12 protein-coding genes are annotated in these 13475 nt (G+C 60.2%); all 12 read right to left on the minus strand.

What is annotated here, in order from left to right; translation table 11 throughout:
- Positions 1-91 precede the first annotated feature (91 nt).
- Positions 92-1447, minus strand: a complete 1356-nt coding sequence (nuoF, locus tag ACEN8E_RS09520; RefSeq protein WP_495592380.1) for an NADH-quinone oxidoreductase subunit NuoF — start codon at positions 1445-1447, stop codon at positions 92-94.
- Positions 1444-1941 carry an NADH-quinone oxidoreductase subunit NuoE gene (gene nuoE / locus ACEN8E_RS09525; protein ID WP_008020715.1) on the minus strand — a complete coding sequence of 166 codons (498 nt, stop codon included), beginning with the start codon at positions 1939-1941 and terminating at the stop codon, positions 1444-1446. Before nuoE ends, nuoF begins: the two co-directional genes overlap by 4 nt.
- A 2-nt stretch (positions 1942-1943) precedes the next feature.
- Positions 1944-3728 carry an NADH-quinone oxidoreductase subunit C/D gene (gene nuoC / locus ACEN8E_RS09530; protein WP_008020717.1) on the minus strand — a complete coding sequence of 595 codons (1785 nt, stop codon included), beginning with the start codon at positions 3726-3728 and terminating at the stop codon, positions 1944-1946.
- Positions 3729-3801: 73 nt separating this feature from the next.
- Positions 3802-4476 (minus strand): NuoB/complex I 20 kDa subunit family protein, encoded by a 675-nt coding sequence (locus ACEN8E_RS09535; protein ID WP_046037844.1) that lies wholly within the window; start codon positions 4474-4476, stop codon positions 3802-3804.
- A gap of 10 nt (positions 4477-4486) precedes the next feature.
- The gene (locus ACEN8E_RS09540; protein ID WP_003223812.1) at positions 4487-4900 is read right to left on the minus strand and encodes an NADH-quinone oxidoreductase subunit A; all 414 of its coding nucleotides are present in this window, start codon (positions 4898-4900) and stop codon (positions 4487-4489) included.
- 656 nt (positions 4901-5556) lie between these two features.
- Positions 5557-6882: an isocitrate lyase gene (gene aceA, locus ACEN8E_RS09545; protein WP_096510123.1), complete on the minus strand. Its 1326-nt coding sequence runs from the start codon at positions 6880-6882 to the stop codon at positions 5557-5559.
- A gap of 477 nt (positions 6883-7359) precedes the next feature.
- Positions 7360-8121 (minus strand): secretin N-terminal domain-containing protein, encoded by a 762-nt coding sequence (locus ACEN8E_RS09550; protein WP_495592381.1) that lies wholly within the window; start codon positions 8119-8121, stop codon positions 7360-7362.
- Between the two features lie 414 nt (positions 8122-8535).
- Positions 8536-8961: a GNAT family N-acetyltransferase gene (locus ACEN8E_RS09555; protein WP_495592382.1), complete on the minus strand. Its 426-nt coding sequence runs from the start codon at positions 8959-8961 to the stop codon at positions 8536-8538.
- Positions 8954-10123, minus strand: coding sequence for a ribosomal protein uL16 3-hydroxylase (locus tag ACEN8E_RS09560; protein ID WP_495592383.1), 1170 nt, complete (start codon positions 10121-10123; stop codon positions 8954-8956). Before ACEN8E_RS09560 ends, ACEN8E_RS09555 begins: the two co-directional genes overlap by 8 nt.
- A gap of 86 nt (positions 10124-10209) precedes the next feature.
- Positions 10210-11580 carry an adenylosuccinate lyase gene (gene purB, locus ACEN8E_RS09565; protein WP_007940861.1) on the minus strand — a complete coding sequence of 457 codons (1371 nt, stop codon included), beginning with the start codon at positions 11578-11580 and terminating at the stop codon, positions 10210-10212.
- A gap of 124 nt (positions 11581-11704) precedes the next feature.
- Positions 11705-12328, minus strand: a complete 624-nt coding sequence (gene hflD / locus ACEN8E_RS09570; protein WP_495592384.1) for a high frequency lysogenization protein HflD — start codon at positions 12326-12328, stop codon at positions 11705-11707.
- Positions 12325-13470: a tRNA 2-thiouridine(34) synthase MnmA gene (mnmA, locus tag ACEN8E_RS09575; RefSeq protein WP_495592385.1), complete on the minus strand. Its 1146-nt coding sequence runs from the start codon at positions 13468-13470 to the stop codon at positions 12325-12327. Before mnmA ends, hflD begins: the two co-directional genes overlap by 4 nt.
- Positions 13471-13475: the final 5 nt, after the last annotated feature.

The raw sequence follows: 13475 nt of genomic DNA on the forward strand, positions 1-13475 counted from the left end.
GGAATCTTGTCATTCGCGCGAATCAACACAGCCGCTTGCGGCGTCATCACACGAAAAGCGAAGGGCACGGACCCTTCGCCTTTTTAAGCATTTACGCGCCGACTACGATCGGCCTTGCCAGAGACGGGACGGCGGCGCTGACAGGCGCGATACCGGCTTCGAACTCTGGACGGAAGTATTTGATTGCGCTGCCCAACGGCTCCACGGCGCCCGGTGCGTGAGCACAGAAGGTCTTGCCCGGGCCGAGGAAACCGACCAGACCCAGCAGGGTCTCGATGTCGCCTGGCTGGCCTTCGCCGTTCTCGATGGCCATCAGGAGCTTGACGCTCCATGGCAAGCCATCGCGGCACGGGGTGCAGAAACCACAGGATTCGCGGGCGAAGAACTGCTCCATGTTGCGTAGCAGCGACACCATGTTGACGCTGTCGTCCACCGCCATGGCCAGGCCGGTACCCATACGGGTGCCCACTTTGGCGATGCCGCCGGCGTACATTTGTGCGTCCAGGTGCTCCGGCAACAGGAAGCCGGTACCGGCGCCGCCTGGCTGCCAGGCCTTGAGCTTGTAACCGTCGCGCATGCCACCGGCGTAGTCTTCGAACAGCTCGCGAGCGGTGACGCCGAATGGCAGTTCCCACAGGCCCGGGTTTTTCACCTTGCCGGAGAAGCCCATGAGCTTGGTGCCCATGTCTTCGCTGCCTTCGCGGGCCAGCGATTTGTACCAGTCCACGCCGTCGGCAATGATCGCCGGGACGTTGCACAGGGTTTCAACGTTGTTCACGCATGTCGGCTTGCCCCACACGCCCACGGCGGCAGGGAAGGGCGGCTTGGAGCGCGGGTTGGCGCGACGGCCTTCGAGGGAGTTGATCAGTGCGGTTTCTTCACCGCAGATGTAACGCCCGGCGCCGGTGTGGACGAACAGCTCGAAATCAAAGCCGCTGCCCAGGATGTTCTTGCCCAACAGCCCCGCTGCCTTGGCTTCTTCCACGGCACGGTTCAAGTGCTTGGCGGCGGTGGTGTACTCGCCACGCAGGAAGATGTAGCCACGGTAGGTTTTCAGTGCGCGGGCACTGATCAGCATGCCTTCGATCAGCAGATGGGGCAGTTGCTCCATCAGCATGCGGTCTTTCCAGGTGTTCGGCTCCATTTCATCCGCGTTGCACAGCAGGTAGCGGATGTTGATGGATTCGTCTTTCGGCATCAGGCCCCACTTCACGCCAGTGGGGAAGCCTGCACCGCCGCGGCCCTTGAGGCCGGAGTCTTTCACGGTCTGGACGATATCGTCCTGAGCCATGTCGGCGAAGGCTTTGCGCGCGGCGGCGTAACCGTTCTTGGCCTGGTACTCGTCGAGCCAGACGGCTTCGCCGTCGTCACGCAGACGCCAGGTGAGCGGGTGAGTCTCGGCCGAACGCTTGATGCGGTTGGCAGGACCGAAGGAAGTCAGGGTCATACGTAGCCCTCGAGCAATTTGGCAACGCCAGCGGGCTGCACATCACCGAAAGTGTCGTCGTCGATCATCAACGCCGGCGCCTTGTCGCAGTTGCCGAGGCAGCAGACCGGCAGCAGGGTGAAACGACCGTCGGCGGTGGTCTGACCCAGGCCGATGCCCAGCTTGCTCTGGATTTCGCTGACCACCGACTCGTGGCCGCCGATGTAGCAGACCATGCTGTCGCAGACGCGAATGATGTGACGGCCAACCGGTTGACGGAAGATCTGGCTGTAGAACGTCGCCACGCCTTCAACGTCGCTGGCCGGAATGCCGAGGATCTCGCCGATGGCGTACAAGGCGCCGTCCGGCACCCAGCCGCGTTCCTTCTGGACGATCTTCAGGGCTTCGATGGACGCCGCGCGCGGGTCTTCGTAGTGATGCAGCTCGTGCTCGATGGCCGAGCGCTCGGTTTCACTCAAGGTGAAACGGTCTGTCTGGATAAGCGTGCTGTTCATGCTTAGCGGTCCACGTCGGCCATAACGAAATCGATACTACCCAGGTACGCGATCAAGTCCGCGACCATGCTGCCTTTGATCACCGAAGGGATCTGCTGCAAGTGCGGGAAGCTTGGGGTACGAATCCGGGTGCGGTAGCTCATGGTGCCGCCATCGCTCGTCAGGTAATAACTGTTGATGCCCTTGGTCGCTTCGATCATCTGGAAGGATTCGTTGGCCGGCATGACCGGGCCCCACGAAACTTGCAGGAAGTGCGTGATCAAGGTCTCGATGTGCTGCAGGGTGCGCTCTTTCGGCGGCGGCGTGGTCAGCGGGTGATCCGCCTTGTACGGGCCTTCCGGCATGTTGCGCAGGCACTGGTCGATGATCCGGATGCTCTGGCGCATCTCCTCGACACGCACGATGCAGCGGTCGTAGGCATCGCCATTGGCCGCCAGCGGCACTTCGAATTCGAAGTTCTCGTAGCCCGAGTACGGGCGCGCTTTACGCAGGTCGAAATCGCAACCGGTCGAACGCAGGCCGGCACCGGTGACGCCCCATTCCAGGGCCTCTTTGGTGTTGTAGTCGGCGACGCCGATGGTCCGGCCACGCAGGATGCTGTTGTCCAGTGCGGCCTTCTGGTATTCGTCCAGGCGCTTGGGCATCCACTCGACGAAATCCTTGACCAGCTTTTCCCAGCCGCGCGGCAGGTCGTGGGCGACGCCACCGATGCGGTACCAGGCCGGGTGCAGACGGAAACCGGTGATGGCTTCGATCACGGTGTAGGCACGCTGACGGTCGGTGAAGGTGAAGAACACCGGGGTCATGGCGCCGACGTCCTGGATGTAGGTACCCAGGAACAGCAGGTGGCTGGTGATCCGGAAGAACTCGGCCATCATGATGCGGATGACGTCGACCTTCTCCGGCACCTTGATACCGGCCAGCTTCTCGACCGAGAGCACGTACGGCAGGTTGTTCATCACGCCGCCGAGGTAGTCGATACGGTCGGTGTACGGGATGAAGCTGTGCCAGGACTGACGCTCGGCCATTTTCTCGGCACCACGGTGGTGGTAGCCGATGTCCGGTACGCAATCGACGATCTCTTCACCGTCCAGCTGCAGGATGATGCGGAACGCACCGTGCGCGGACGGGTGGTTCGGGCCGAGGTTGAGGAACATGTAGTCCTCGTTCGGGCCGGAACGCTTCATGCCCCAGTCTTCAGGCTTGAAGCGCGCAGACTCTTCCTCGAGCTGTTGCTTGGCCAGGTTCAGGGTGAACGGGTCGAACTCGGTGGCGCGGGCCGGGAAGTCCTTGCGCAGCGGGTGACCTTCCCAGGTCGGCGGCATCATGATGCGCGACAGGTGAGGGTGGCCTTTGAAGTCGATACCGTACATGTCCCAGACTTCACGCTCGTACCAGTTGGCATTCGGCCAGATGCTGGTGACGGTCGGCAAGCTGAGGTCGCTCTCGGACAAGGCGACCTTGATCATCACGTCACTATTACGTTCGATCGACATCAGGTGGTAGAACACGGAGAAGTCGACGCCGTTCGGCAGACCCTGGCGCTTGGTGCGCAGGCGCTCGTCCACGCCGTGCAGGTCATAGAGCATGACGTACGGCTTGGGCAGGTTACGCAGGAAGGTCAGGACTTCGACGAGTTTGGCGCGGGCAACCCAAAGCACCGGCATGCCGGTGCGGGTAGGCTGGGCGGTGAACGCCTCCGGGCCAAAACGGTTGTTCAGTTCGACGACCACATCCTGGTCGTCTGCCTTGTAAGGCGGGATGTACAGAGCACTGCCTGTAGTCATGGTTATTTTATCGCTTTCGGTCAACGTAAAGAATGAAGCCAGTTTCTCGTTCTTTTAAAGAAGCAGATCTGGATCAGACTTCGTCGGGGCTGCGCAGGTTGGTGACTGCGATTCGCTGTTCGCGGCGCTTTTCCTTCTCGGAAGGCATCTCGGCGCGGTACACGCCTTGATCGCCAACGACCCAGGAAAGCGGGCGACGCTCCTGTCCAATCGACTCCTGCAACAGCATCAAACCTTGCAGGAAAGCCTCCGGGCGGGGCGGGCAGCCAGGCACGTAGACGTCCACGGGCAGGAACTTGTCCACCCCTTGAACGACTGAGTAGATGTCGTACATGCCACCGGAGTTGGCGCACGAACCCATGGAAATGACCCATTTAGGCTCGAGCATTTGCTCGTAGAGACGCTGGATGATCGGCGCCATCTTGATGAAGCAGGTACCGGCGATAACCATGAAATCCGCCTGGCGCGGCGATGCCCGGATAACCTCGGCGCCAAAGCGCGCGATGTCGTGGGGCGCCGTGAAGGCGGTGGTCATTTCCACATAGCAGCACGAAAGACCGAAGTTATACGGCCACAGGGAGTTCTTGCGCCCCCAGTTGATCGTGCCGTTGAGCACGTCTTCGAGCTTGCCCATGAAAATGTTTTTGTGGACTTGATCTTCTAACGGATCGGAAACGGTTTCCCGTTGGCCAATCGGATACTGCTCGTTAGGAGCATCGGGGTCGATCCTGGTGAGATTGTATTGCATTGCCAAAGCCTCATTGTTTCAGCTTCGCTTGCCGCTTGCGCCGAGCTTCCGGAGCCCAGTCAAGGGCGCCCACTCGGAATAGGTAGACAAGGCCTGCCAACAGAATTGCTATGAAAACGAGAGCTTCGACGAATCCGGTCCAGCCGCTTTCGCGGACGGACACAGACCATGCAAAGAGAAAGAGGGCTTCGATATCGAAGATCACGAAGAGCATCGCGACCAGATAGAATTTGGCTGAGAGCCGCAAGCGGGCGCCACCTGTAGGTAGCATGCCGGACTCGAACGGTTCGTTTTTGCTGCGGCCCCAGGCTTTTGACCCGAGCAGGCTGGAAACGCCCAGCATGAAGGCGCAGAGGCCGACAACGCCTAGAAGGAAAATGGCAAAGCCCCAGTTGTGGGCCATGAGTCCTGTCGCTTCGGGCATGCTGGTAATCCTTAACAGAGAGCAAAGGTCTCTGAGCTTGAAAAGAAACAAAGCAGTGACGATATGTCGCAGCAATCGATCCCGCTGATTTTATGGCTAAACACCCGGCAAGTAAAATTCCTATAGCGAAATTATTTATAGGAATAAGGACATAGCGAGCGGCGAAAGCGCCGTAGCCCTTGCGTTGCGGGCATTAGGGGGCTTTTCGCAAATAATGTTTTGTAGGGAATGTAACGAACATAGTTGTGACTGAATGATAATCAGTATTGTTTGGGTGGGTTTTCAAACTGTTTGTCCCTCGGATACTCGGGAAGTTGTCTTATATGGGCGTTACAGCAAGTAGCAGCGGTGTGCGTTTTAGCGGATTTTTCTGACGTTGATGTCGCTCTGGATCAATGTTTTTCCAGGTCACCACCATCCCCTGTACCTGTAGGAGCGAGCTTGCTCGCGATGGTGGTCAACGATGACGCTGGGGGCCTGACACCCTGCGGCGTCCTCAGGGTCATCGCGAGCAGGCTCGCTCCTACAAGGGGGCTTGCGTTGTTTGTTGAATCGCAGGCAAAAAAACGCCCCGAACCAGTCGGGGCGTCAGATGTGCAGCGTTGCGGTTAGCTTTTTATCCGATCCGCAGCGGCTGATGTCTCAAGCGAAGCAGATCAGTGGAACTGTTCTTCTTCGGTCGAACCGGTCAGTGCGGTAACCGACGACGAGCCACCCTGGATCACGGTGGTCATGTCGTCGAAGTAGCCGGTGCCCACTTCCTGCTGGTGCGCCACGAAGGTGTAACCCTTGGCGGCGTCGGCGAATTCCTGCTCTTGCAGCTTTACGTAGGCAGTCATGTCGTTGCGGGCGTAGTCGTGCGCCAGGTTGAACATGCTGTGCCACATGTTGTGAATGCCGGCCAGGGTGATGAACTGGTGCTTGTAGCCCATGGCGGACAGTTCGCGCTGGAACTTGGCGATGGTCGCGTCGTCCAGGTTCTTCTTCCAGTTGAAGGAAGGCGAGCAGTTGTACGACAGCAGTTGGTCCGGGTATTCCTTCTTGATCGCTTCGGCGAAGCGACGGGCTTCTTCCAGGTCCGGCTTGGCGGTTTCGCACCAGATCAGGTCGGCGTACGGCGCGTAGGCCAGGCCGCGAGCGATAGCCTGGTCCAGACCGGCGCGCACCTTGTAGAAACCTTCCTGGGTACGTTCGCCAGTCACGAATGGCTGGTCGTACGGGTCGCAGTCGGAAGTCAGCAGGTCAGCGGCGTTGGCGTCGGTACGGGCCAGGATGATGGTCGGAGTACCGGCAACGTCTGCCGCCAGACGGGCAGCGGTCAGCTTCTGTACGGCTTCCTGGGTAGGAACCAGTACCTTGCCACCCATGTGGCCGCATTTCTTCACGGAAGCCAGCTGGTCTTCGAAGTGAACGCCGGCGGCGCCTGCTTCGATCATGCTCTTCATCAGCTCGTAAGCGTTCAGTACGCCGCCGAAACCGGCTTCGGCGTCAGCCACGATTGGCGCGAAGTAGTCGATGTAGCCAGCGTCGCCCGGGTTCTTGCCGGCTTTCCACTGGATCTGGTCGGCACGACGGAACGCGTTGTTGATGCGCTTGACCACGGTTGGAACCGAGTCCACCGGGTACAGCGATTGGTCCGGGTACATCGATTCGGCGGAGTTGTTGTCCGCAGCCACTTGCCAGCCCGACAGGTAGATCGCCTGGATGCCGGCTTTGACTTGTTGCACAGCCTGGCCGCCGGTCAGGGCGCCCATGCAGTTGACGAAATCTTTCTCAGGACGGAAGGCTGGCTTGGCACCCTGGGTAACCAGGTTCCACAGCTTCTCGGCGCCCATTTTTGCAAAGGTGTGCTCAGGTTGAACCGAGCCACGCAGGCGGACGACGTCAGCAGCGGAGTAAGTGCGTGTCACGCCTTTCCAGCGCGGGTTTTCAGCCCAGTCTTTTTCGAGGGCTGCAATTTGCTGTTCGCGTGTCAGTGCCATGGGAGATAAACCTCGTCGCGTCTTTATGAAAAGTTGTTCTGCGGTGGAAAATTCCTGCGCTCGCTGACCAGAAGCTTTAGTGGTCAAGTCGGATTCGGCGGGGAGGGCGACGGGATGAACGATCGGCTCGAGGGGAAGTGAGCAGGTAAAGGCGAACTGCGGGCGCATTCGGGCGTCGTGGGCCTTGGTACGAACATCAGTGTGCTGCCGGGTTACCTAATTACGCTTCCGTCCCTCGGGACAACTTCGTTCCAGTCGACAACCTCGTCAAACACACCTTGTGGGCGGTACAGACACGAAGCGGTTCGCGGGGGGTAGGTTGCGAACATCGCCTCGAAGGCCCTTGCCAGGGCCCCTGATTAGCGGGAGCGAGGCCATCATGCCTTCGCTTTTTTGACTCGTCAAACGTTTTGTAGTGCTTTTTTTCGAGCACTACATCTTTGGTCTAATACGACTCGGCAGTCAGTTTTTGGTGCTTTAGTCCAGGGTGTCGACTTTAACCCGCAATGTCATGTCGTTGCGGCTCTGGGTCGAATAGCTGCGGGTCAGGCCCTGTTTGTCGGCCTGGGTCTGGCCATTGACCCCGGCCAGCAGGATCCACTCACCGAGGTGGCCGGTGACCGTTGTGTCGGTGCTTTGTACGTTCACTACATCGGGGCGTTCCTGGCTCATGCGGTCACGGTTGGTGCTGATCAACAGGTGAACGATGTCGCCAGTGACGTTTGCGGTGACGTAGAAACCCTGGGTGACATTGCGATACTCGGTCTGGCTGTTGTAGCCGCCATACGAATCGCTCTGGCTGCTGGTGATCGGCACGCTCTGGCCGACCTGGATCAGTGCCGGTGCGCCTTCGCTGGCCTGCACCTGCTGAATGCCGCCGTCGCGGCTGTCGGTGCTGTAGTTGATGATGCGGGTCTGGCCTGGCTTGGTGCCGTTCACCGCCTGGCCCTGGTCACCCTGGAAGTTGTTGTCACTGGTGTCGACGGTGATCAACAGCCGCTTGGGCGCCGTATCGAGTTGCGAAAGAAGGGCTTTAAGTTCGTCGATCTTGCGCTGATCGGCGTTGACAATCAGTTGGCTGCCGTAGGCGCTGACCTGGCCTTCCTTGCCGACGAAATCCTGCGCCACCGGCAGCAGGTCGGTGCTGGTGCGGTATTTGAGGGGGATGATTTCTGTGGCTGCCATCACCGAAAGACTGCAGCCGAGCAGCAGGGTGGTGAGCAGGGTGCGTAGGGACATGTCCGTTATCTCCGCGTTCTGAAGGCTTGATATTGCCACGTTGTCGGCCCGGGGTTTTGTAGGAGCGAGCTTGCTCGCGATGGTCTTGAGGACGCCGCGGGGTGTCAGGCTTCCAGCATCATCGTTCACGTCCATCGCGAGCAAGCTCGCTCCTACAGGTGTATGTGTTGATACTGCCAGTTTGTCGGTCCGGGGTTTTGTAGGAGCGAGCTTGCTCGCGATGGTCTTGAGGACGCCGCGGGGTGTCAGGCTTCCAGCATTATCGTTCACGTCCATCGCGAGCAGGCTCGCTCCTACAAGTTTGTCGGCTCGGGGTGGGGTAAGTTGAATCGTAGACAGCAAAACGCCCCGGCATCCGAAAATGGCGGGGCGTTTTGTGGTGTTCTTTCTGGCCTCTTCGCGGGCGCCTCGGTATCAGGCCGAGTGCCGCACCATGTCCACATGCGGAATCCCGGCTTCCAGGAACTCCTCACTGACCATGTTGAAGCCCAGGCGCTCATAGAACGCCGTGGCTTGCACTTGCGCGCTGAGCATCTGCTGCTTCAAGCCGCGTGCTTCGGCTTCGCCAATCACCGCTTGCATCAGCGCGTCGCCGACCTTCAGGCCGCGCCAGTCCTTGAGCACCGACACTCGGCCAATGTGACCATCGGGCAGCAAGCGGGCGGTGCCAATCGGAAAGTCGCCTTCGAACGCGAGGAAATGCACGGCGGTTGCATCGTCGGCATCCCATTCCAGTTCGGGTGGAACGCACTGCTCGGCGACGAACACCGTTTCACGAATGCGCCGGATCTCGGCGTTGTCCTTCTGCCAGTCTGCGACACGTACGTGAATCTTATTCATCGGCAAACCCCAGGCTTCCTTGCTTGACCAGTTCACACAGCAGGCCGCGACCGTCTTCATCGCTCAGCCATTCGCCGAGGTTGTCGGCGTGCAGCGCGTCGGCGGCGCAAATCATCTTCAGCAGTTCGCGCAGTTTGCCCGGCAGATAACGGCTCTGGCCACTGGCGAACAGCAGCAGGTCGTCGTCGACTTCGGACCACGCCAGGCGCGCGCTAGGGTTGCGAATCAGGATCGCGCCCTGCTCCAGGGCGGACATGAAGTCGTCTTCTGCGACGTCTTCCGGGCCGACCACCAGTTCCGGGTAGCGTGGCTCGGTCATGAACTGGCCGAACCAGGTCAGCAGCAGGCGCTCGTCGCTCATGTGCTCGGCCAGCAGGCCTTTCAAGCGGTCGAGTGCGTCGCGCTGGATCTGGTGAGGATCGGCTGTCGGCACGGCGTCGGCGTCGGTATAGCGTTCTTCGTCCGACAGGAACTGGCTGAGGAAGTCAGTGAAGTGGGTCAGCACTTCGGCAGCGCTCGGTGCGCGGAAGCCGACCGAGTAGGTCATGCATTCATCAACGGCAACGCCGCAATGGGCCAGGCGTGGCGGCAGGTAGAGCATGTCGCCCGGTTCCAGCACCCATTCATCGGTGGCTTCGAATTCGGAGAGGATGCGCAGGTCGGCGTGGGCCAGCAGCGGGCTCTCGGTGTTGCACATCTGGCCGATCTTCCAGTTGCGCTTGCCATGGCCTTGCAGCAGGAACACGTCGTAGTTGTCGAAGTGCGGACCAACGCTGCCACCTGGCGCGGCGTAGCTGATCATCACGTCGTCGATGCGCCAGCTCGGCAGAAAGCGGAAGTTTTCCAGCAGTTCGCTGACTTCCGGCACAAATTGATCCACCGCTTGAACCAGCAGGGTCCAGTCAGTTTCAGGCAATTTGCTGAATTCGTCTTCGGCGAACGGGCCGCGACGCAGTTCCCACGGGCGTTCGCCATTCTCGATGATCAGGCGCGATTCGACTTCTTCTTCCAGCGCCAGGCCGGCCAGTTCGTCGGCGTCGATCGGGCTTTCGAAATCAGGGATCGCCTGGCGGATCAGCAGCGGCTTTTTCTGCCAGTAGTCGCGCAGGAATTCCCGTGCCGTGATGCCGCCCAGAAGTTGAAGAGGAATATCAGGATTCATGTGTAACCTATTGAAAAAATGCACTTTTCAGACGGGAATAAAAACGCCCGGCGCGGCCGGGCGTCTTAAAAGGGTCTAGCGGTCGATCAGATGCGTTTGGCTTGTGCTACAGCGTTGCCGATGTAGTTGGCCGGGGTGAGCAGTTTCAGCTCAGCCTTGGCGGCAGCTGGCATGTCCAGGCCGTCGATGAAAGTCTGCAGCGCTTCAGGGCTGATGCCCTTGCCGCGGGTCAGTTCTTTCAGCTTTTCGTACGGGTTTTCGATGTTGTAGCGGCGCATCACGGTCTGGATCGGCTCGGCCAATACTTCCCAGCAGGCGTCCAGGTCAGCGGCAATCTTCTGCTCGTTGAGCTCCAGTTTGCTGATGCCTTTGAGGCTGGCTTCGTACGCGATCACGCTGTGGGCGAAACCGACACCGAGGTTGCGCAGCACGGTGGAGTCGGTCAGGTCACGCTGCCAGCGAGAGATTGGCAGTTTGCTCGCCAGGTGCTGGAACAGTGCGTTGGCGATGCCCAGGTTGCCTTCGGAGTTTTCGAAGTCGATCGGGTTGACCTTGTGCGGCATGGTCGACGAACCGATTTCGCCAGCGATGGTGCGCTGTTTGAAATAACCCAGGGAGATGTAGCCCCAGATGTCGCGGTCGAAGTCGATCAGGATGGTGTTGAAGCGTGCGATCGCGTCGAACAGCTCGGCAATGTAGTCGTGCGGTTCGATCTGCGTGGTGTACGGGTTGAAGCCAAGGCCCAGTTCGTCTTCGATGAAGGCGCGGGCGTTGGCTTCCCAGTCGATCTCGGGGTAGGCCGACAGGTGTGCGTTGTAGTTGCCGACAGCGCCGTTGATCTTGCCCAGCAGCGGAACGGCAGCGACCTGGGCGATCTGACGCTCCAGGCGGTAGACCACGTTCGCCAGTTCTTTGCCCAGGGTGGTCGGCGAGGCCGGTTGACCGTGGGTACGCGACAGCATCGGCACGTCGGCGAAACGAATGGCCAGTTCGCGGATGGCGTTGGCGGTCTGGCGCATCAGCGGCAGCATCACGTCATCACGACCTTCGCGCAGCATCAGGGCGTGGGACAGGTTGTTGATGTCCTCGCTGGTGCAGGCAAAGTGGATGAACTCACTGACCTTGGCCAGTTCCGGCAGCTTGGCCGCTTGCTCTTTGAGCAGGTATTCGATGGCTTTGACGTCGTGGTTGGTGGTGCGCTCGATCTCTTTGACGCGCTCGGCGTGCTCCAGAGAGAAGTTTTCCGCCAGGGTGTTGAGCACAGCGTTGGCTTCGGCGGAGAACGCCGGCACTTCGCTGATGGCGGGGTGAGCGGCCAGGCGCTGGAGCCAGCGCACTTCAACCAGGACGCGGGCACGGATCAGGCCGTACTCGCTGAAAATTGGGCGCAGGGCCTGGGTTTTGCCGGCGTAGCGGCCGTCAACAGGGGAAACCGCAGTGAGCGAAGAGAGCTGCATGGGGTGTTCTCGGACAGTCGGGCAACGAAATGGGGCGCGTATCATACATGAAAAAATCCGCCGGTCCGTCGCCAACTGACCGGCGTATTACGCGTATTGCTAGGTTCGGTACTGTCGATGCGGGTTATTCGTTACGCATCAATGGGTAAAGCTCTTTCAGCAATTTGCGGCGGCTGATCACCAGCTGCCAGCGATGACCGCCCAGTTGCCGCCACAGGCGTGCCGAACGAATGCCGGCCAGCAGCAGGGCGCGAATTTTCGAGGCGTTGCTCGGTTGTTGCAGGTTGCGCATGTCGCCGTGCACCTGGATGCGTTGGCGCAGGGTGCTCAGGGTGTCCTGATACAGCGCGCCGCATGCGGCGATGACGTTTTCGTGCGCCGGGCCGAAGTGTTCGACCTGGGATTGAATCTGCGGCAGGCGTTTGCCGATCGCGTCGAGCATGTCGTTGCGCTTTGCCAATTGACGCTCAAGACCGAGCATGGCCAGGGCGTAGCGCAGCGGTTCACGCTGCAGGGCACTCGGGTCGCGTTCGAGGGCGCCGATCAGGGCGCGATAACCTTCACGCAGGTTGATGTCATCGCCGCCGTAGACCTCCAGAGTGTCCTTGGGATCGCGAATCAACAGGCTGCCGAGCATGCAGGTCAGGCCGGCTTCGTTGGTCTGGCCGGTCTTGGCAATCCTGTCCACCAGCACGGCGGCGAGAAACACGCCGCCCAGTGCTGTCAATTGCTCCTGAATGGGGCTCATTGCTGCTCGCCTTTAGCCGTGTCCTTGCTGGTCCAGGGCTCAGCCACTTCAATCACGCCGCCGCCGAGGCAGATTTCGCCGTCGTAGAACACCACGGACTGGCCCGGAGTGACCGCGCGTTGCGGATCATCGAAGGTGGCGCGATAACCCGTGGCGGTCTTTTCCAGGGTGCAGGGCTGGTCGCCCTGGCGATAACGGACCTTGGCCGTCAGCCTGCGCGGCTGGCTCAGATCGATCGGGTTGACCCAATAGATGTCCGAGGCGAGCAGGGCGCGGGAGAACAGCCACGGGTGATCGTTGCCCTGGCCGACGATCAGCTCGTTGTGTTCCAGGTCCTTGATCAGCACGTACCACGGCTCATCGCTGGCATCTTTGAGCCCGCCAATGCCCAGGCCCTGGCGCTGGCCGATGGTGTGATACATCAGGCCATGGTGACGGCCGATGATTTCACCTTCGGTGGTCTTGATCTCACCCGGTTGCGCCGGCAGGTATTGCTTGAGGAAGTCGCTGAAGCGGCGCTCGCCGATGAAGCAGATCCCGGTGGAATCCTTTTTCTTCGCGGTCGCCAGCTCGTATTTCTCGGCAATGGCGCGCACCTGCGGTTTTTCCAGCTCGCCAACCGGGAACAGGGTCTTGGCGATCTGCTCGCCGCCGACGGCGTGCAGGAAGTAGCTCTGGTCCTTGTTCGGGTCCAGACCCTTGAGCAGTTCGGTGCGGCCGTCGATATCGCGGCGACGCACGTAGTGACCGGTGGCGATCAGGTCGGCGCCAAGCATCATGGCGTAGTCGAGGAACGCCTTGAACTTGATTTCGCGGTTGCACAGGATGTCCGGGTTCGGCGTGCGTCCGGCCTTGTATTCGGCCAGGAAATGCTCGAACACGTTGTCCCAGTACTCGGCGGCGAAGTTGGCGGTGTGCAGCTTGATGCCAATCTTGTCGCACACGGCCTGGGCGTCCGCCAGGTCATCCATGGCGGTGCAGTATTCGGTTCCATCGTCTTCTTCCCAGTTCTTCATGAACAGGCCTTCCACCTCATAACCCTGCTCGATCAGCAGGAGGGCGGAAACGGAAGAGTCCACGCCGCCGGACATACCGACAATGACGCGCTTCTTTTGTGTGTCAGAAGGGGCTGGATCACGCATAGGGA

The sequence above is a fragment of the Pseudomonas sp. Pseusp9 genome (genome assembly GCF_059491265.1).

Coding starts and splice junctions, on each gene's coding strand:
- ACEN8E_RS09535 (WP_046037844.1), bottom strand. CDS start 4,476: ATGCAATACAATCTCACCAGGATCGACCCCGATGCTCCTAACGAGCAG.
- ACEN8E_RS09560 (WP_495592383.1), bottom strand. CDS start 10,123: ATGAATCCTGATATTCCTCTTCAACTTCTGGGCGGCATCACGGCACGG.
- hflD (WP_495592384.1), bottom strand. CDS start 12,328: ATGAGCCCCATTCAGGAGCAATTGACAGCACTGGGCGGCGTGTTTCTC.
- nuoE (WP_008020715.1), bottom strand. CDS start 1,941: ATGAACAGCACGCTTATCCAGACAGACCGTTTCACCTTGAGTGAAACC.
- aceA (WP_096510123.1), bottom strand. CDS start 6,882: ATGGCACTGACACGCGAACAGCAAATTGCAGCCCTCGAAAAAGACTGG.
- ACEN8E_RS09550 (WP_495592381.1), bottom strand. CDS start 8,121: ATGTCCCTACGCACCCTGCTCACCACCCTGCTGCTCGGCTGCAGTCTT.
- purB (WP_007940861.1), bottom strand. CDS start 11,580: ATGCAGCTCTCTTCGCTCACTGCGGTTTCCCCTGTTGACGGCCGCTAC.
- nuoF (WP_495592380.1), bottom strand. CDS start 1,447: ATGACCCTGACTTCCTTCGGTCCTGCCAACCGCATCAAGCGTTCGGCC.
- ACEN8E_RS09540 (WP_003223812.1), bottom strand. CDS start 4,900: ATGCCCGAAGCGACAGGACTCATGGCCCACAACTGGGGCTTTGCCATT.
- ACEN8E_RS09555 (WP_495592382.1), bottom strand. CDS start 8,961: ATGAATAAGATTCACGTACGTGTCGCAGACTGGCAGAAGGACAACGCC.
- nuoC (WP_008020717.1), bottom strand. CDS start 3,728: ATGACTACAGGCAGTGCTCTGTACATCCCGCCTTACAAGGCAGACGAC.
- mnmA (WP_495592385.1), bottom strand. CDS start 13,470: ATGCGTGATCCAGCCCCTTCTGACACACAAAAGAAGCGCGTCATTGTC.